This is a genomic window from Pseudorhizobium halotolerans (genome assembly GCF_902153235.2).
GTDB classification, from domain to species: Bacteria; Pseudomonadota; Alphaproteobacteria; order Rhizobiales; family Rhizobiaceae; genus Neorhizobium; species Neorhizobium flavum.
On record NZ_CABFWE030000005.1, the window covers coordinates 1437244 to 1454537 of the forward strand.

The following is a 17294-nucleotide window of genomic DNA, read 5'->3' on the forward strand; positions in this document are numbered from 1 at the left end:
CGGAAACGGCAACGGCAACGGGAACGGTGGCAACAACGGCAACGGCAATAACGGCAACAACGGTCACGGCAACGGGAACGGTGGCGGCAACGGCAACAACGGCAACAACGGTAACGGCAACGGATGACCGGCGGCGTTGAAGCCTGAAGCACGGTAACAAGGATTGTCCTCCACGATGCTGGACCGGCTCTCACCGCTGAAACAGGGAATGCGACTGGGCAGGCTGACGCGAGTAATCTCGGTCAGCCTGCTGTTGTTACTGTCTCTCTGGCTGCCGGGCGTTGGCACAGTGGAGCGTCTCGATTCGCAACTGATTGATTTCCGGGCCGCCAACGCGCCGCGGACTGCGTCGAACCGGTTTGTCTATCTGGCAATTGACAAGGAGAGTCTGGATCACGTCGGGACGTGGCCATGGCCCCGCTCGATCCATGCCGAGATCATCGACAGGCTGGTTGCAGCAGGCGCTGGCGACATCCTCCTCGATATCGATTTCAGTACTCCCTCACGTCCGGCGGAAGACCAGGCCCTGTCTGAGGCCCTGGTACGGGCCGGCGGCGGAGTGATCCTGCCGGTCTTTCTGCAGCGCCAGAACGTTGATGATCCCTCCTCGGCGACAATAACGAGACCGATCCCAGAGTTTGCGGAGAATGCTTGGCTGGCTGCCGCGGATGCGTCGCTGACGGAGGCGGGGCAATTCCGGGCGTTTGACACGTTCAGAGGGATGGACGGTGAAAACTTCACGTCGGTTGCGGTGGTGCTCTCCGCACTGCCGGAGGCGGGCCTACCGGAACAGATTGGAATCGATTTTTCGATACGGCCTGATACGGTGCGGGTTATCTCGGTGGCGGACCTGTTGCGCAACAAGGTTCCCGCAGACATGCTGGCCGGCCGTTCGGTCGTCGTGGGCGCCTACTCGACGGAACTGAAGGATCAGTTCCCTGTCCCGATCTACGGTATACTCAGCGGGCCAATGCTGCACATTCTCGCAGCCGAGACGCTGCTGCAGGATCGTGTCCCGCAGCCGCTCGTAAGCTGGCCGATATACCTGATAACGGGGCTGCTCGTTATCGCCGCGACAATCTGGCGACGGCTGACATCGATCCCGGTCGTGGCTGCGATTGCCGTGGTGATTTCGGTGGCCTCCGAACTGGCTGCCTACGTCCTTCAGAAGCAATGGTCGTTCATCCTTCCAACAGCGACCATCCACCTGATACTGGCTCTCGGATTCACGGCACTGCTGGCCGCCAAGCTGGATCTCACCACCTTGCTTGCCGAATTGGCGAGCGCAGAGAAACGGAACTCTCGGCGGATACTCAAGCGTATCATTCAGGACAGTGTTGATGCCGTCTTCATCGTCAACGATCAGGGCACGATCATCGACCTCAGCCGCACTGCAGGCTCGCTTTCCTGTTCTTCCTGGGAGCCCAGACGTGGAAGCGATTTCTGTGACGGAGCACCCCCCGTACTCGTCGCGGCGCTTCGACGGAGCATCGCAGCCTTCACGGAAGGCACTCGCAACGCGCCGGCCATTCAGGAAGAATTCGACCTTGTTTGCGATGGCCAGAAGAAGCACGTCGAGGCAGTCCTGACGCTGTCCTCGCTCGAGCAGTCTGGCAGTGGCAGCGATGAAGGCCACGGCCGATCCTATGCAGCCTGCATCACGATGAGAGACATCACCGCGAGAAAGGTCTACGAGGCGAAACTCCGTCGTCTGTCGCAACTCGACGATCTCACCGGTGCCTTGAACCGCCGTGAGCTGATCAACCGCATCAGGGAAAGCGCCGAGGAAGAGAAGACGCTGGCGGTCTTCGCGATCGATCTGCATCGGTTCAGCACGGTAAACGCCACGCTCGGCAGATATACCGGCGATCAGGTTCTGCAAGCGGTCTCCCGTCGCCTGATGGCGGCAGCGAGGAAGATCTCGGAAGTTCCCGATGTCGGTCTTGTCGGCAGGCTTGGTGGGGATGTGTTCTGCGTTGTGCTGGCCGTGTCGGCCGACAATCCCCTTTCCTTCTACGCGGACAAGATCGTCGGCGTGTTCTCCAAGGGCATCAATTGTGGCTCCTCCAGGATCGACGTCTCCGTACGCGTCGGCGCCGCCCTGGCAAGCGACGTCGCTGGAGGTCCAGCTTCCTGGATCGACGCCGCCGAGGCTGCGCTCGATCAGGCAAAGAAGGTCGGCGGCGCCGGCTGGGCTGTCCACACGCCGGTCGAGGCCGCAGCCGAAGCCCGTACACGGCGACTGGAAAAGGACATGCGGCCGGCGCTCAAGAGAGGAGAGTTCTTCCTCGTCTACCAGCCGCAGGTAGATCTCAAGACCGGCGCTATCGTTGGGGCAGAAGCGCTCATCCGCTGGCAGCACGCGGAACTGGGCCTGGTCTCACCGATGGATTTCATCGGGATCGCCGAAGCGAACGGCTTCATCTGCGACCTTGGGCGCTGGGCGCTGGAAGAAGCCTGCAGGGAAGCCATCCACTGGCCGTCGGATCTGACGGTCGCGGTCAATATGTCCGCCGTCCAGTTTGCCGGATCGGATGTGCGTGAAGACGTTTCGAGGGCATTGCGGGTGACCGGCCTCCCGCCGGGCCGTCTTCATGTCGAAATCACGGAATCGACATTCGCGCTCGATGCCAAGAAGCTTCTGGAAGACATGAAGCGGCTGAAGGCGTTGGGGGTGACGATTGCTCTCGACGATTTCGGGACCGGCTATTCCTCACTGTCCTATATTTCCGATTTCCCGTTCGACCTGATCAAGATCGACCAGTCCTTCATACGCAAACTAACGGAGGATGCCGCCTCCAGGGCCATCGTGCATGCTGTCACCGGTATTGCGGCGCAACTGGGCAGGAAGGTTCTTTGCGAAGGTATCGAGGGAGAAACGGAACGTCAGCTACTGTCGGTGATGGGCTGCCAGTTTGGGCAGGGTTATCACTTTGGCCGGCCGGGTCCGACGTCGCAGTTGCTCGCGCTCTTGGACCAGGCCAAGCCGCTCGTGGAATTGACAGCCTGACCGCAAGCAGCAGCCGGCTTGATAGCGTTCAGCAGATCCCGCCGCACGAGACCTGGGCCTCAGACGCCGCGAGGCGCGTGTAGAACATGTCCGCGCGTCTTTCCTGCAGGCTAGACATCTTTTGATGCAGCTGCTCCCGCGCCACCCGGTCGAGAAGATCTGCGAAAGTCGCCTTGTCCATGCCGTCGGCTTCGAGCATGAGGCCGATCAGCGGATCGGAGAGAACTTCTGTCACTGTGAGATCGGTTGCCATGGCTTTTCCTCCACCAACTGATCCTAACGACCAATTGCGACGAAATTAATTCAGGACGCTGCGATCCGGTCTCGGAACCCGACGGTTCTGGAACCGATTGCCGATGCCGTGCTTTGACCCGCATCAATGCAAGTCTTGGGGAAGGCCGCATGGTCGGTCACCTGCGCAATGCTGCGAGAGACAAAGGACCGTGGAGCCGGCATAAAATGCCCAAAGATTGCGAGATCGGGTTTCTGGATGCGGACGATGTTGCACGCGCCTTTGCGGTGATGCAGGTCGTCATGCCGTCACTATCCTTCGAGACGTGGAAAAGCCTGCTGGCGACGGATTCACTGCGACGTCAATGGGCTGTGGCAAGGGACAGGAGGGGCTACATTCGAGGTCTGGTTCGAATCCAGCCGACGAGCCAGGGGCAGGCGGCGCGAATCCTCGACGTGCCGATCTTCGCAACCGTCTCGCTTCTGGATCAGGACGGTATTTCCCGTCAACTCCTCGACTTCGCCAAGAAATGCGCCTGGGAAGAGGGGTGCGAAGCGATCCGGTTCTGGAACTCGGCGCCGGAGACACCGGAACAGCTGGAATTGCCGGAAGCCACCGATCCCCCCGTCAGCCTTTTCTATGATCTGCGCACTGACCGGCAGTGGCCAGAGCCCTACGATACCCGCCCAGTGAAGACGTAACCAATACCGCGCACAGACTTCACCAGCTCCGGGCGTTTGGGATCGCGCTCGATCTTCCGGCGAAGGCGTACGATCTGCGCGTCGACCGCCCGATCGAAGGCCTCCATTGGCCGCCCGCGGGTCATGTCCATGAGCTGATCGCGCGACAGAACCCGGCCCGAATTCTTCACGAGCGAGACGAGCATGTCGAACTCTCCGGTCGTCAGGCCGATCTCGCGGCCCTCCGGGTCGTACAGCATTCGACGGCTGACATTGAGGGACCAGCCATCAAAGGAGAAGACTTCCTCTTCCGGCGCGGCGCTGACCTTGGCGGGAGTGGATGTGGCCCGCCGCCGCAGGATCGACTTCAATCTCGCGTGCACCTCACGGAGGTGGAAGGGCTTCGCTATGTAATCATCGGCTCCAATCTCAAGGCCAACGATGCGATCGACGACGTCGTCGCGACCGGTCAGCATGACAATCGGGACGTCGGACTGGCTTCGAATTTCGCGGGCGAGATCAAGCCCGTCCTGCCCACCGGGAAGGGATAGATCCAGCAGGATGGCGTCGAACGTCTTTTGCCGCATCTCGACGCGCATTTCGATGCCATCGGCGACGCAGGTCACCGAGTATTCCTCCTCCTCGAAATACCGGGTGAGGAGGTTGCGGATACGAGGATCGTCGTCGATCACGAGGAGGTGGGGAGGGCTGTTCACGTCCGGTTTCATGCGCCGCCGATTCTGAATTGTTACACAGTGTTACACGATAGCGCCGATTGTCACACCCAGGGCATCAGCGTGTTACTTTAATCGCGTCTATTGGCATCATCAACAAATGGAGGCTATGCCGATGTTCATCGAAAGCGCAGGCAATTCCCTGAGAACAATTCCCGGAAGCTTTGCCGTGCAGCCTACGAGCCTGCAGGCACTTTTCTCCAAGCTTCCTGCCGAAAGCCTTTCGGCAGGCCAGACCCTGATCCTCGAGGGCGACGTCGCCACGTCCGTCTTCCATGTGGTTACGGGTTCGCTGCGGATATTCCGCATTCTTGGCGACGGACGTCGCGTCATCACCGGCTTCCTTCATGCCGGCGACATTCTCGGCATGTCCTTCAAGAGCCACTATATCTACACGGCCGAGGCGATCACGCCGGTGACCATTCGCCGCCTATCCCGCAAGAGCTTCGAAAACGAGATCGCGGTTTCCCCCGACCTTGGCCCCGCCGTCTTCCACCAGATGTCCGACGAAATGGCGGCAGCGCAGGATCAGATGGTGCTGCTTTCCACCAAGAATGCCGAAGAGCGGCTTTGCAGCTTCCTGCTGAAGGAGTTGCAGCGCACTCTGAACGCCGGTGCTCTTCAGACGGCAGTCCAGCTGCCGATGACCCGTCTCGACATTGCCGATTACCTTGGGCTAACTATCGAAACCGTCTCCCGGACATTGACCAAGCTGAGCAGCAAGGGCGTGATTGAAACCGCCGGCCGCCATTCGGTGAAGATACTGAAGCGCGGAAAGCTTGCGCAGATGGCTGGAGACGGCGATGAATACGAAGATGATTGGCGTCCCGCGACCCCACAGCCGGAGCGGATCCGCCACTAGCTCCAAGGCTTGATTAGGACATGGATTTGGCAGTCTCCCCCCAATGGACAAGTCGGGAAGATCTCGACGCCGCACTTCGACTGTTGAACCATGCCAACCTTATCGTCCACCGCCTGGAGGGAACCATCTTCGGATGGTCCGCCGGATGCGAAGCTCTGTATGGATGGACGAGGCAGGAAGCAGTCGGAAAGGTCATTCACCAGCTGCTCTCGACGCGCTTTCCAAAGCCGCGCGAAGAGATTTGTGCCGAGGTACTTTCGGCCGGTGTCTGGGAAGGGGAAATCCTCCACAAGCACAAAGAGGGTCATACGGTCGTCAGTGCAACGCGCTGGGTAGCGCTGCGCATCCCCGATGAGCCCGAACCGATCATCATCCAGACGAACAACGACGTGACGAACATGAAGTCGACCGAAATCAACCTGGCTGAGAGAGAGGCGCATCTGCGCTCGATCCTCGATACCGTTCCCGACTCCATGATCGTCATCGAGGAGAACGGCACGATCACTTCGTTCAGCGCCGCGGCCGAACGTCTCTTCGGCTATTCGGCCGGTGAGGTTCGCGGTCGCAACGTCAAGATGCTGATGCCATCCCCCGACCGCGAGAAGCATGATGGCTATCTCAATCGCTACATTACGACCGGCGAGCGCAGGATCATCGGTTATGGCCGGGTGGTGACGGGGCAGCGGAAGGACGGAACCCTTTTCCCGATGGAGTTGGCGGTCGGAGAAACCCGCGTCAACGGCAAGCGCATCTTTACAGGCTTCGTGCGGGACCTGACGAGCCGGCACAAGATCGAGGAAGAGTTGCGGCAGGCGCAGAAGATGGAGGCGATCGGGCAACTTACCGGCGGCCTTGCCCACGACTTCAACAACCTGCTGACGGTGATCAGCGGCAATCTCGAGATGATCGAAAGCCGGCTGAACGATGAAAAGCTGCTGACGATGCTGCGGGAGGCGCAGGGAGCGGCGGAAGACGGCGCAAAGCTGACCGGCCAGTTGCTGGCCTTCGGACGCAAGCAGCCCCTCAATCCGAAGATCGTCGATGTCGGGCAGCTCGTGTCGGGCTTCTCAGATCTGCTTCGCCGCTCTGTCGGTGAGACGATCGAGTTGCGGACAATCATCAGCGGCGGCAGCAACGAGGCGCTCGTGGATGCGTCGCAGTTGCAGAATGCGATTCTCAACCTCACCCTGAACGCCCGCGATGCGATGCCTCGGGGCGGGCGCCTGTCGATCGAGATTTCGCGCGTCAAGCTCGATGTCGACTATGCGCAGATGTATCCGCATGTCCGCACCGGGGATTATGTTCTCGTCAGCGTGACCGACAATGGCGCCGGCATGTCGCAGGAAGTGAAGCAGCGGGCATTCGAGCCCTTCTTCACCACGAAGAGCGTCGGAGCAGGGACCGGTCTAGGTCTCAGCATGGTCTACGGCTTCGCCAAGCAGTCCGGTGGGCACATCCAGCTCTACAGCGAGGAAGGGCAGGGGACCAGTGTCCGCGTCTTTCTGCCAGCGGTGCAGTACGCGACGGATATGGCCTCGCCGGGGGAGCAGGCGGCGGTCAAGCGGGCCTTGCCTGGCGGTTCGGAAAAGATTCTGGCCGTGGAGGACGATGCGCGGGTGCGGCGCGTGGCAGTGTCGCGCCTGATCGATCTGGGATACGAGGTCATCGAGGCGGAAAACGGCGCCGTTGCGCTCGAACGCCTGAAACAGCATCCCGACATCGCCTTGCTCTTCACCGACGTGGTCATGCCGGGGGGAATGACGGGGGACGAACTGGCCGAGATCGTCCGCCGGGAACGCCCGGAGATCAAGGTCCTGTTCACCTCCGGCTATGCAGAGCCGGAGATCGCGGGGCGGGAGCTAGCCGCATCGGGAAGCTGGCTGAAGAAGCCCTATACCGCTCGGGAACTGGCTGAGCGGCTGCGCGAGCTACTGGACTGAGGCCCTTCAGTTCGACGCACTCGGCTTCAAGTTCTCATGAGCGGTCCCAGATAGGGACTGCTGATGAGTGCGCTGGTGTCGAGTCGGTGGTGTGCGATCAGGCCCGTGCTCGGAACGCGATCATCCAGAAGCAGCGACAGGAGCGTGGCTGCGTAGCCCACGGCGACCGATGTCAGAGCGTTGAAGGCACCGAAAGTGGAACTCGCCGAAAACCGGTGATGGACCGTCTTTTCGATCGGTTGTCGACCGCGAAGACCTCGCGCGGTCAGGACCAGAAGAAGCGTATCGTCTTCGATGACCGGTAGACCATTGGCCAACAAGGATCGGAGCATATCACGCCGGTGCCGGAGCCCGAGGTCGTCGAGCAGGAAGCGCATATAGTCGAGATGACCAGGATAGCGTATCGTCTTGAACGTCACGTTCCGGGGCAGCTTCTCCCCGAAAATGGAAAGGTCACCAAGGCCTCCGGCCGTTGTGAAGCCTTCGTAGGTCACGCCGTCGATCGTGAGTCGCTCCAGCCCCTCAAGCGACTCGATCCACGTAACCTGCCCGTCCCGTATCGCCGCACTTGGCTTGGTATATTCGCTGATCAGGCCGTCCAGGTTCCAGATCTGGCCATAGCCCAGGCGATTGGTCGGTACGATCGGATTGGCGCCGACCCGTATCGTCAGGTCGGTGATCGGTGAGAAGGCAGAAAGCAAGCTGCAGGCGATGTTCCCCACCAGGCCTGGCGAGACGCCGCAGCCGCTGAAGACGGCCCGTCGCTCCGCCAGCTGCGCCAGTGCTGCCCTGACTGCGTCCGTCGGACATGTGAAGTCGAGGTAGTGCACGTCGGCAGCAAGTGCTGCCAGGGCCACATCCTTGACAGCCGCTTCGGGAACGGCTGCGACCGCAATATCCTGATCGCTCAGCGTCGCGCGCGCGCCATCTGCTCCATTGACGAGCTGAAGCTTCACGTCGAGGTTTCGTTTTCGGATGCGATCGAGCGCATCTTCCGACGGATCGACGACTTTTACCGCGAAGCCATCGTTCCTGCTGAGTGTTGCCGCGAGAGCTGTACCGATCTCACCTGCGCCGAAGATGCAAACGTTCAGCTTCGCCATGCCGCTTTACCCTTTGAAGCGGGCAACGAAGCCCTGCAGCCTGGGGTTCTGCGGATTGAGGATGACCTCCTCGGCACTTCCCGTCTCGGCGATGACACCCTGGTCCAGGAACAGCACGCGGCTCGCCACGTCGGCGGCGAAAGCCATCTCGTGCGTCACGATCGCCATCGTCATTCCTTCCTCTGCCAGCTTCCGGATAACCGCGAGCACCTCGCCGACCAGTTCCGGATCGAGTGCGCTCGTCACTTCATCGAGGAGCAGGACTTCCGGCTGCATCGCAAGCGCTCGCGCAATGGCGACGCGCTGCTTCTGACCACCCGAGAGGTGATTTGGATAGGCGCCGTGTTTCTCCGCGAGCCCCACCTGCGCAAGCAGGTCCATTGCCAGTTCCTCCGCCTCTCGCTTCGGGCGGTTGCATACGACGATGGGTCCCTCGGTGACGTTCTGCAGAACCGTCTTGTGGGGGAAGAGGTTGAAGTGCTGGAACACCATGCCGACATGGCGCCGTAGCGTGCCGATCCCGATCTCCTCGCCCTTGTCGCGGAACTGCTTGCCCACGGGCTTCTGGCGAAAGCGGATGGTTCCGCCGGTTGGGACCTCCATCATGTTGAGGCAGCGAATGAACGTCGACTTGCCGGATCCGGAGGGTCCAATCAGGGCGACGACTTCGCCGCGATCCAGGCTGAGGTCCAGCCCCTTGAGCACTTCGAGCGTCCCGTAGCTCTTGCGCAGTCCCACGGCCTCGATCACAGCCGAATCTGCCTTCGTATTCTCGCTCATCTGTTCCATCCGCTCCATCAGTCGCTGACCCTCAGACGACGCTCGACCCAGTCTGCGGCCTGCGTGAGCGGCAGCAGCATCGCGATGTAGAGTCCGGCCATCAGCGTGTAGGACTCCAGCGGCCGGTAGGTCTGCCCGTTCACGACCGCGGCCATATAGGCGAGATCGGCAACCGAGATGACCGACACCAGGGACGTGTTCTTGAACTGGATGACCGACTGGTTGATGAAGGATGGCAGGGCCCGCTTCATCGCCTGCGGGAGGATGATCCGGTTCATAGACTGCCACGAACTCATGCCGATCGCTGCCGCGGCCTCCCGCTGTCCCCGGTCAATGGATACGATCGCGCCGCGGAAGATTTCGGCATAGAAGGCGCCGACATAGAGCGACAGCGTCAGCATTGCTGCGACCCGGTTGTCGATCGACCCGCCGATCAGGAGCGGGAAGGCATAGTAGAACCACAGGAGCTGAACGAGCAGCGGCGTGCAGCGAAAGATCTCCTGGTAGACGCGGGCGATGCCGCCAAGCAACCTGGAGCCGGAAAGCCGCGCTGCGCAGGTTGCGAAACCGATGACGACCCCGAAGAGGATCGATCCGAAGGTGTAGACGACGGTGATCCACAGTCCCCAGAGAAACAGGTCCCAGTATTGCCAGACGGAGTGGAAATCCCAGGTGTAGTTCATCGGCAGCTCCTGACGGTCTTGATCCGGCCAGGAAGGTGATGCCTCCCCCTCAGGCAGCCGTTCGGCTCAGTCCCGTTCCTCATTCACGTTCCCCTTGTCTTTGACGGCACGTCCGCTGACGCGGACGGCCATGGTCGATACTCCTATGCTCGGCAGCACCGGGCAATGCAAAGCTGCAGGCGCGGCTTAGCGCATTTCTTGGAAGGCGGCCGAGGCGGATGTGAACCGACCAAGGACTGCGGAAAGACGCTCGCGGTTGTCCGCCGACACCGGCACCATGGGCAGCCGCATCTCGGGCCCCGCCAGGTTTGCGAGCGCCAGTGCCGCCTTGACCGGTCCCGGATTGGATTCGATGAACATGCTGTCCGTCAGCTCGGAAATCAGCTCGTGCAGCTTGAGCGCCCGTGCCGTGTCTCCACGCTTCCACGCCTCGACCAGTTGCACCATTTCGCGCGGAGCGACGTTTGCCACGACGCTCGTCACGCCAACCGCCCCGAGCGACAGGAAGGGAAGCGTCAGCCCGTCATCGCCGGAGTGAATGATGAACTGATCGCCGCAGGCAGCGCGCAGCTGCGTGACCCTGCTCGCCGATCCACCGGCTTCCTTGATGCCGATGATGTTGGCATGCTTCTCCATCAGAACCGCGCAGGTCTCGGGTGCGATCTCGACCCCGCAGCGACCCGGCACCGAATAGAGCATGACCGGCAGCGAGGTCGCCGCCGCGGCCATGCTGTAATGGGCAATCAGGCCCGCCTGGGTCGGCTTGTTGTAATAGGGCGTGACGATCAGGACTGCATCCGCACCTGCCGCTTCTGCCCGCTTGACCTTCTCGACCGTCTTCTTCGTGTCGTTGGCGCCGGCACCTGCCATGACCAATGCACGGCCGCCGGCAAGCCGGACGGTGCGGGCAATCAGCGCATCGGCCTCGTCGTCGGCGAGGGTCGCTGCCTCGCCGGTCGTGCCGACCGGCACAAGTCCGGCGACGCCGGCTTCGAGCTGGCGTTCAACGAGTGCGTCGTAGGCGACGGTGTCGACTTCTCCATCCTTGAAGGGGGTGATCAGGGCGGTGAAGACGCCCCCGAAGCGGCTGGCCAATTCATCCATGGTCATGTTCCTGTTCCTCTCAATCGTTTCCGTTCAGACTGTCCGCAAGCTGATAGCGGCCGGCCGCCCTCGGCTTGGAAGCCAGCCATTGTGCGGCTGCAAGCGCCCCTTCCGCGTATGCCGCTAGCGTATGGACGCGGTAGGTGAAGACCGCTTCGGCCGATCCCATCTCGAAGCGCACTTCATTGATGCCGACGGTATCGCCTTCGCGGTTGACGGTGATCGACGGCTCCGGCGCGGCGAAGCCCATGGCAGCGCTGCGGGCCTGAAACAGCTGCGATGCCAGCAGCCGGGAGGTTCCCGACGCTTCAGCCTTCTTGCGGGCATGATAGGTCTCGCTCACCGCGGCTTCCGCTTCGGGCATGCGCTGGGAGAAGCCGACGACCGCCAGCCGGAAGGCCTCGAACCCGTGGGCGAAATTGGCGCTGATCAGCATTGCCCGGCGCCGGCTGAAACCTGTCAGGCGCTCCTCCTCCTCTCCGGTAAACCCGGTCGTTCCGATCACCATCGGGATCGTCTTCGTCCCGAGGGTTTCCTGAAATGCGAGGCTTGCGGCCGGTGTCGAGAAGTCGATCATCACGTCGCAATGGCTCTTCATTGCCGCATCCGCCGGACGATACTCGAGGCTGCCGCCGGCGACGGGGCTCCCTATGAGCCGGGACTGCGGCGAAACCAGCGCCGCGGCAAGCTCCAGCCCCGGATTGGTGAGGATTTGTTCGACGAGACGGGCTCCGACCCGGCCCGATGCTCCAAGGATTCCGACGCGCATTCCACCCTCCTCAGTCGATGACCACCTTGGGCTCCGACATCTCCCGAAGGGCGATGCGCACACCTTCGCGCCCGAGCCCCGAGCGCTTGATGCCGCCGAACGGCACATGCTCGGCCCGGAAGTCGGGGCCTTCATTGATCATCACGCCGCCGACCTGCAGGTCGCGGGCGAAGGTCTTGATCAGCGCGTGGTCGTTGGTGAAGACGCCCGCCTGCAGCCCGTAGGAGCCGGCATTGACCTCGGCGATTGCCTCGCGCGCATCCGAGAAGGAGCGGATCGCGATGATCGGGCCGAAGGTCTCATCGGCAATGACGGGTGCATCCACGGAGACTTCGGAGATAACGGTCGGTGCGTAGACGGTTCCGTCATGGGTGCCGCCGGTCAGCAGCTTTCCGTTACCGTTGGCGATCGTGGCTTCGACACGGTCGGCCACCGTTCTCGCCGCGGCCATGTCGATGACCGTTCCCATGTCGGCGTCGTCCCTTGAGGGGTCACCGAACTCGACCGCATCGACGGCAGCGAGCAGCTTCTCGGTGAAGGTCTTCTCTATGTTCTTGTGCAGGTAGAGCTTCTTGACGGCGGCACAGCTCTGTCCGGCAATCTCGAAACGGTGTCCGATCGTGGTTGCGACGGCCTTGTCCAGATCGGCGTCGGGCAGCACGAAAAGCGGGTCGTTGCCACCGAGCTCCATGAGGCAGCGCACGAGGCCCGATGCATTCTTGAGCGCGAGGCCTGCGGACGGGCCGCCCGTGAACGACAGGAGGTCGATCGGAGCACGGACAAGCGCCAGCGCCTCATCGGCTCCGCCGTGCACGACCTGGAACAGGTCCTTCGGCCAGCCCGCCTTCAGCGCCAGTTCGCGCAACCGCGCGGCGGCGAGGGGCGCCTTGGGCGAGGGCTTGGCGACCACGGCATTGCCGGCAGCGATGGCAGGACCGAGCTTGTGGCAGAGCAGGTTGAGCGGGTAGTTGAAAGGCGTGATGGCGCCTACGACACCAACAGGTTCGTAGGTGATTGTGGCCAGCCTGTCGGCCCCGCCTTCGACGATGGCGCAATGCAGGGCCTCGCCATCGAGAAAGGTTGCTGCATCCCCCGAGAGCTTCAGCGTGTTCTGCGCTCGGCGGACCTCGTTTCGCGCCTCGCGGATGGTTTTTCCCATCTCGGACGAAATGACCCGGGCGAGGTTTTCGGCATCGGCGGCGATTTCTGCTGCAAGCGCATTCAGCATGGCGCGGCGAACGGCCGGCGTTGACCGCCTGAAATCCCATTGCGCCACCTTGGCGCGTGCGACGGCCGCCGCGATCTCGCCTGCGCTGCTGGTCGGCACCTCTCCCACCGGGGAGCCGTCGAAAGGATTGCAGACCAGGATCGCATTCGTTGTCTCGATCGTCAGGCGCTGTGCTTGCGTCATGTGCGGATACCTCGTCATTGGCTTTCAGTTCTTGTGGGATTGGCGCGGGTCAGCGCCGCAATGGAGACCGGGCGCACCGGCCAGCGGCGGCCCGTAAGGTTGTCGGCGAGTGGCTGGGGCTCTCCCGGATTGAAGTGCGCCATCAGCGATGCCGTGTTCTCGGCGCAGAAGCGGCCCTGGCACGCTCCCATGGCGAAGCGGCCGTTGTGCTTCACTTCCCGGCCTGTCAGCCGGTCGGGCTGGCTGCACAGGCTGCGCAGGTCACCGACGGTCTTGCTTTCGCACCGGCACAGGACGGTTTCATCCGGCAGATCGCAGAAAGGAGAAGCGGGGCGGACGGGGGCAAAAAGCGCTGCGAGGTTTGCCTGCGTCCGCCGTGACCGCTCAAGTGCCGTCGTGAGATCGCCAGCGCCGAGATTGCCCAGAAGGAGTTCGGAGACCATGCGCCCGACGCGGCGACCGTCCGTCTCCGCTGCATTGGCTCCAAGCGCTTCGCGACAATCCCCCGCCCTGAAGATGAAGGGCCCTGTTCGCGGCCCGGTCGAGTCCTCCGGCAAGCCGAAGTCATTGGGACGGATGCCGTCGTGCAGGCCAATGCGATCGACCGTGAAGGAACGCTCCGAACCACCACTATCACGGACCAGTGCCTTCAGTGATGTACCACTATCTTCGATCGCGATGATGCGTGCGCCTCTCAGCCAGGATATCCGCCTGCGCGCGACGCTGCCCAGATAGCCGGCAGCCTCCCCGAGGATCGTCGGGTCGGAAAGCAGCTTGAGACCCGCCCTGAACCGCCGCAGAGGATTGCCGGCTTCGACGATCGCCATCGGCGGGTTTCCGAGCTTTGCCATCTGAGCGGCGACGGCCACCAGCAGGGGACCTGTGCCCGCGAGCAGGACGCTGCCTTGCGGCGCCTGTCCGGTTTCCTTCATCATCACCTGCAGTCCACCGGCCGTCGAAACCCCCGGCAGCTGCCAGCCCGGTCTTGGGAGGACCTTTTCGACGGCGCCGGTCGCGATGATGATTGCCTTCGGGCGCAACAACTGGACCTGCCCGGTCTGGCGGTTCTCTATCAGAGTGAAGCCGTCGCCATCGACACCGAGAAACACCGATTGATAGCGGACAGGGATCTGTGCCTCCGAGAATGCCCTGGAAATACGCTCCCAGCTCGCGCGGGTGCCGCGGGCCTGGGGGACGTGCGTAATCCCATCAACAGGCTGCCGATGCACAGCCCCGCCGACGCTGTTGCGTTGTTCAACGAGCTCGACGAGATATCCCGAGGTTGCGACCTCCGTTGCTGCGGCGAGACCGGCAGGACCGCCGCCAACGACGATGACATCCGGCTCAACCATCGATCTTTCCCACGGGGCCGACCTGGGCTCCTGTTCTGGCCGGAGTAATGCACGCTTCCCGGATGACGCCGTCCACCCGGATCAGGCAGGACTGGCAGGCACCGATCCCGCAGAAGTAGCGCGTCGGATTGCCCGCCGGGTCGGAGCCGAAGGTGCGGGTTCCTGCGGCATCGAGTGCCGCCGCAAAGCTCTCGCCCTCTCGGAAGCTGATTTCCTGTCCCATCCAGTCGAAGGTTCGGTCGCTCATGCCGCAGCTCCGTAGCTGCCGAAGCGGGCGGGATCGAAGAAGGAAAGGTCGATCGAGGGCTTCTCGCCGCAGATCAGTTGGACGATCGATTGGCCGGTAACCGGGCCGAGACAGATGCCGTCGCCCTCGAACCCCGTCGCAACGAAGGCGTTTTCCAGGCCCGGCACGCGGCCGACCAGCGGCAACCCGTCGATGACCGCGGTGCGCACGCCGGCAAAGCTGCGCAGCAGCCTGACCGAGGCAAGTCCCGGCACCAGTTCGACGGCATCGCGAAGGATACGCGAGACCGCTTCTATATCGTTCGTACGCCGGTCGCCGAAGTCCTCGCGCGTGCCGCCGATCAGGAACTGGCCGGTAACGAGCGGGTCAATCACGAGGCCGAGGCCCCGCGGCGGCGGGGTGTAGCCGGCCTTCTGGCTTCCCTTGCTGAGCAGGTAGCGGCCCGACATGATCGCACCGGGCATGGCGGCGTTGAGGGCGGGTGCCCGTTCGGTCACCAGCAATTGTCCCTTGCGCGGGGTGAGGACCTGGGACAGGCCCAGAAGCGAGGCTGAGCCGTTGCCCGCCGCGACTACGACCACGTCTGCGGTGAGGCGCCCGCGGTTGGTGTCGATGCCGGTGACGCGCTGTCCACTCCGATCGAGCCGGAGGCCCTCCACCCGCGTATCGCGGTCGACGGTGATGCCGGAGGCGGTCAGCAGCCTGTGGACGATCTGGTAGCCGATGGCGTGGCCCTCGCCATGCACCTCGACAGCCATCCTTGCCTGCTTCGAAAGAACCGGAAATGCCTGGCGGAGCCTGTCTCCTGAAAGCGTCTCGACCTTGACCCCCGCACTCTCCAGAGCTGCCGAATGGCTCGCGAGAACCGTGCACTCCTCGTCGGAAGCGGCTATGATGAAAGTGGAACGCCGCTTGAACGCACCGGCCAGAAGTCCTTCATCGGCAAGTTGACCGTAGAGCCGCACGCCTTCGAGCGCCGCCGACATCATTGGTCCGGGGCGTTTGCTCGCCACGGAAACGGCGCCGTCCGCAGCCCCTGTCGCTTCGGCCGCGGGAGCCGAGGCGTCGAGAAGCCTGACCGAGATGCCTCGCTTAGCCAGGAAATAGGCGCTTGCCGCTCCGATGATGCCGGAGCCGACGACGATGGCGCTGGACGGAGGGCGAGGTTGCATGGGTGAGTGGCCGAGCCTTGTTGGTTGTCGGCCAATATTGGCGGCGGTGATGCGTCAGCGTCGATACAAGATGACGCCCGTGCTTGTTCACGAAATTTGTATCCGCTACGACGTGCCGGCGCCTTATCAAGGTGGGAGGAAACGGGTACCCCATGGCAAAGATCAGCCTCACACTCATCCAGACCTTCTACCAGGTGGCTCGCCACGGCTCGTTTTCCGGTGCCGCACGGGAACTCAATCTGAGCTACCAGTCGGCCGCCAACCACGTCCGGCGACTGGAACAGATCCTCCAGGGAAAGCTGATCGACTCCGAGCAGGGCGCCAAGCGGATATCGCTCACGCCCCGCGGACGGGCGCTCTACAGCCTCCTTCATCCGGAGCTCGACATCATGCTCGAGCGGCTGACCAAGCTGATCGAGAACCAGCGATCGTCGCTTCGCGTCGGGATGCCCCAGGCGATCTTCTTCTACCTGTTCCCCCGGGTGCTGTCCCGGTTTCGCGAAGCCTTCCCCGAGATGGAGTTCGCGGTCTATGAGCGAGACACGGTGCTGGCGGAGCTCGTCAAGAACGGCAGCCTGGATGTTTGTATTTCGGAGCGCTACTTCGGCGACCCGGTCGTCCCGCAGCGCCTGCTCGGCAGCTACCGGCTGAGCCTGGTCTATCCGCATGTGTGGGGGGAGCCGCCAAAGCAGGAGGATATTCCTGGATGGGCCGAGGGGCGCCCCTTCGTGACCTACGAGCCCGGGCAGACCCTGAGGAACCTTGCGGTGGACTTCCTGGGCCGCGATGGTGCGATCGTCCAGCCGGCTATTTCGACCTCCGGAAGTTCCAGCGTCAAGCGGTGCGTGGAAGAAGGTCTGGGCTTCTCGATCATCCCCTCCTGGTGCGTCGGGCCGGAAGATGGCGCAATCCGCAGTACGAAGCTGACGAACCTGCCCGAGGTGCGGGTCTATTTCGGCAGTGCAGGCTTTCTGCAGAAGCATCCGATGGTCCAGCAACTGTTGGAAGACTGCCGGCGCGAACTGGTTGGACCGGTGCTCGATCCGCCGCGCAGCAGCGAGATTTCAGTCCCGCCGCTGTGATCAGGACATATAAAAAACCCGCTAAGTCCCTCGGCGTCTCTAGCATTGTTCCCGGCCAATTCGCCGCTAGGCTGATCTTCACCGGCAAGCCCGCAAGGCATCTGAACCGAGTGGGGGGACGGACATCAACAAG

Annotated in this window: 16 protein-coding genes; 5 read left to right on the forward strand and 11 right to left on the reverse strand. The window is 62.6% G+C overall.

The features are described 5' to 3' along the window. The first annotated feature begins 175 nt into the window (after nt 1-175). Complete coding sequence (locus FN060_RS11990) at nt 176-3010, forward strand: EAL domain-containing protein (RefSeq protein ID WP_142588216.1); 2835 nt, start codon at nt 176-178, stop codon at nt 3008-3010. Between the two features lie 28 nt (nt 3011-3038). Here the strand turns inward: FN060_RS11990 and FN060_RS11995 are convergent, their stop codons facing one another. Continuing rightward, a complete protein-coding gene (locus FN060_RS11995) occupies nt 3039-3263 on the reverse strand; it encodes a hypothetical protein (protein WP_052636841.1) in 225 nt (74 codons plus the stop codon). Between the two features lie 206 nt (nt 3264-3469). Between FN060_RS11995 and FN060_RS12000 the strand changes: the two genes are divergently transcribed. Then, a complete protein-coding gene (locus FN060_RS12000) occupies nt 3470-3943 on the forward strand; it encodes a hypothetical protein (protein ID WP_142588217.1) in 474 nt (157 codons plus the stop codon). Here the strand turns inward: FN060_RS12000 and FN060_RS12005 are convergent. Continuing rightward, nucleotides 3916-4650, reverse strand: a complete 735-nt coding sequence (locus FN060_RS12005) for a response regulator (protein WP_142588218.1) — start codon at nt 4648-4650, stop codon at nt 3916-3918. The two genes, FN060_RS12000 and FN060_RS12005, sit on opposite strands and share 28 nt — an antisense overlap. 121 nt (nt 4651-4771) lie before the next feature. Here FN060_RS12005 and FN060_RS12010 point away from each other — a divergent pair, with 121 nt between their 5' ends. Then, the gene (locus FN060_RS12010; protein ID WP_235864226.1) at nt 4772-5518 is read left to right on the forward strand and encodes a Crp/Fnr family transcriptional regulator; all 747 of its coding nucleotides are present in this window, start codon (nt 4772-4774) and stop codon (nt 5516-5518) included. Between the two features lie 20 nt (nt 5519-5538). Next, complete coding sequence (locus FN060_RS12015) at nt 5539-7458, forward strand: hybrid sensor histidine kinase/response regulator (RefSeq protein WP_142588219.1); 1920 nt, start codon at nt 5539-5541, stop codon at nt 7456-7458. A 26-nt stretch (nt 7459-7484) separates the two neighbouring features. On the opposite strand, the gene FN060_RS12020 is transcribed toward FN060_RS12015, so the two are convergent. The 9 genes from FN060_RS12020 to FN060_RS12060 all read right to left on the reverse strand — a co-directional run bounded on the left by FN060_RS12020 (nt 7485) and on the right by FN060_RS12060 (nt 16079). After that, nucleotides 7485-8561, reverse strand: coding sequence for a saccharopine dehydrogenase family protein (locus FN060_RS12020; protein ID WP_142588220.1), 1077 nt, complete (start codon nt 8559-8561; stop codon nt 7485-7487). Between the two features lie 6 nt (nt 8562-8567). Further along, the gene (locus FN060_RS12025) at nt 8568-9341 is read right to left on the reverse strand and encodes an amino acid ABC transporter ATP-binding protein (RefSeq protein WP_142588221.1); all 774 of its coding nucleotides are present in this window, start codon (nt 9339-9341) and stop codon (nt 8568-8570) included. Between the two features lie 17 nt (nt 9342-9358). After that, the gene (locus FN060_RS12030) at nt 9359-10024 is read right to left on the reverse strand and encodes an amino acid ABC transporter permease (protein ID WP_142588222.1); all 666 of its coding nucleotides are present in this window, start codon (nt 10022-10024) and stop codon (nt 9359-9361) included. Nucleotides 10025-10210: 186 nt separating this feature from the next. After that, nucleotides 10211-11134, reverse strand: coding sequence for a 4-hydroxy-tetrahydrodipicolinate synthase (gene dapA, locus FN060_RS12035; protein ID WP_244665761.1), 924 nt, complete (start codon nt 11132-11134; stop codon nt 10211-10213). A 13-nt stretch (nt 11135-11147) separates the two neighbouring features. Further along, on the reverse strand, nt 11148-11897 hold the full coding sequence (locus FN060_RS12040; RefSeq protein ID WP_142588223.1) for a dihydrodipicolinate reductase C-terminal domain-containing protein: 750 nt from the start codon (nt 11895-11897) through the stop codon (nt 11148-11150). Nucleotides 11898-11907: 10 nt separating this feature from the next. Then, the gene (locus FN060_RS12045) at nt 11908-13308 is read right to left on the reverse strand and encodes an aldehyde dehydrogenase family protein (RefSeq protein WP_142588224.1); all 1401 of its coding nucleotides are present in this window, start codon (nt 13306-13308) and stop codon (nt 11908-11910) included. 14 nt (nt 13309-13322) lie between these two features. Continuing rightward, entirely contained in the window at nt 13323-14660 is a 1338-nt protein-coding gene (locus FN060_RS12050) for an FAD-dependent oxidoreductase (protein WP_142588225.1), read from the reverse strand. Beyond that, nucleotides 14653-14907 carry a 2Fe-2S iron-sulfur cluster-binding protein gene (locus FN060_RS12055; RefSeq protein WP_142588226.1) on the reverse strand — a complete coding sequence of 85 codons (255 nt, stop codon included), beginning with the start codon at nt 14905-14907 and terminating at the stop codon, nt 14653-14655. The genes FN060_RS12050 and FN060_RS12055 overlap by 8 nt, the downstream gene beginning before the upstream one ends. Then, entirely contained in the window at nt 14904-16079 is a 1176-nt protein-coding gene (locus FN060_RS12060) for an NAD(P)/FAD-dependent oxidoreductase (RefSeq protein WP_142588227.1), read from the reverse strand. Before FN060_RS12060 ends, FN060_RS12055 begins: the two co-directional genes overlap by 4 nt. A gap of 152 nt (nt 16080-16231) precedes the next feature. Between FN060_RS12060 and FN060_RS12065 the strand changes: the two genes are divergently transcribed. Then, complete coding sequence (locus FN060_RS12065) at nt 16232-17161, forward strand: LysR family transcriptional regulator (RefSeq protein WP_077547561.1); 930 nt, start codon at nt 16232-16234, stop codon at nt 17159-17161. Nucleotides 17162-17294 lie beyond the last annotated feature (133 nt).

Excerpts from the sequence above, each read along its gene's own strand:
- FN060_RS11990 (WP_142588216.1), top strand. The coding sequence starts at position 176 with ATGCTGGACCGGCTCTCACCGCTGAAACAGGGAATGCGACTGGGCAGG.
- FN060_RS11995 (WP_052636841.1), bottom strand. The coding sequence starts at position 3,263 with ATGGCAACCGATCTCACAGTGACAGAAGTTCTCTCCGATCCGCTGATC.
- FN060_RS12000 (WP_142588217.1), top strand. The coding sequence starts at position 3,470 with ATGCCCAAAGATTGCGAGATCGGGTTTCTGGATGCGGACGATGTTGCA.
- FN060_RS12005 (WP_142588218.1), bottom strand. The coding sequence starts at position 4,650 with ATGAAACCGGACGTGAACAGCCCTCCCCACCTCCTCGTGATCGACGAC.
- FN060_RS12010 (WP_235864226.1), top strand. The coding sequence starts at position 4,772 with ATGTTCATCGAAAGCGCAGGCAATTCCCTGAGAACAATTCCCGGAAGC.
- FN060_RS12015 (WP_142588219.1), top strand. The coding sequence starts at position 5,539 with ATGGATTTGGCAGTCTCCCCCCAATGGACAAGTCGGGAAGATCTCGAC.
- FN060_RS12020 (WP_142588220.1), bottom strand. The coding sequence starts at position 8,561 with ATGGCGAAGCTGAACGTTTGCATCTTCGGCGCAGGTGAGATCGGTACA.
- FN060_RS12025 (WP_142588221.1), bottom strand. The coding sequence starts at position 9,341 with ATGAGCGAGAATACGAAGGCAGATTCGGCTGTGATCGAGGCCGTGGGA.
- FN060_RS12030 (WP_142588222.1), bottom strand. The coding sequence starts at position 10,024 with ATGAACTACACCTGGGATTTCCACTCCGTCTGGCAATACTGGGACCTG.
- dapA (WP_244665761.1), bottom strand. The coding sequence starts at position 11,134 with ATGACCATGGATGAATTGGCCAGCCGCTTCGGGGGCGTCTTCACCGCC.
- FN060_RS12040 (WP_142588223.1), bottom strand. The coding sequence starts at position 11,897 with ATGCGCGTCGGAATCCTTGGAGCATCGGGCCGGGTCGGAGCCCGTCTC.
- FN060_RS12045 (WP_142588224.1), bottom strand. The coding sequence starts at position 13,308 with ATGACGCAAGCACAGCGCCTGACGATCGAGACAACGAATGCGATCCTG.
- FN060_RS12050 (WP_142588225.1), bottom strand. The coding sequence starts at position 14,660 with ATGGTTGAGCCGGATGTCATCGTCGTTGGCGGCGGTCCTGCCGGTCTC.
- FN060_RS12055 (WP_142588226.1), bottom strand. The coding sequence starts at position 14,907 with ATGAGCGACCGAACCTTCGACTGGATGGGACAGGAAATCAGCTTCCGA.
- FN060_RS12060 (WP_142588227.1), bottom strand. The coding sequence starts at position 16,079 with ATGCAACCTCGCCCTCCGTCCAGCGCCATCGTCGTCGGCTCCGGCATC.
- FN060_RS12065 (WP_077547561.1), top strand. The coding sequence starts at position 16,232 with ATGGCAAAGATCAGCCTCACACTCATCCAGACCTTCTACCAGGTGGCT.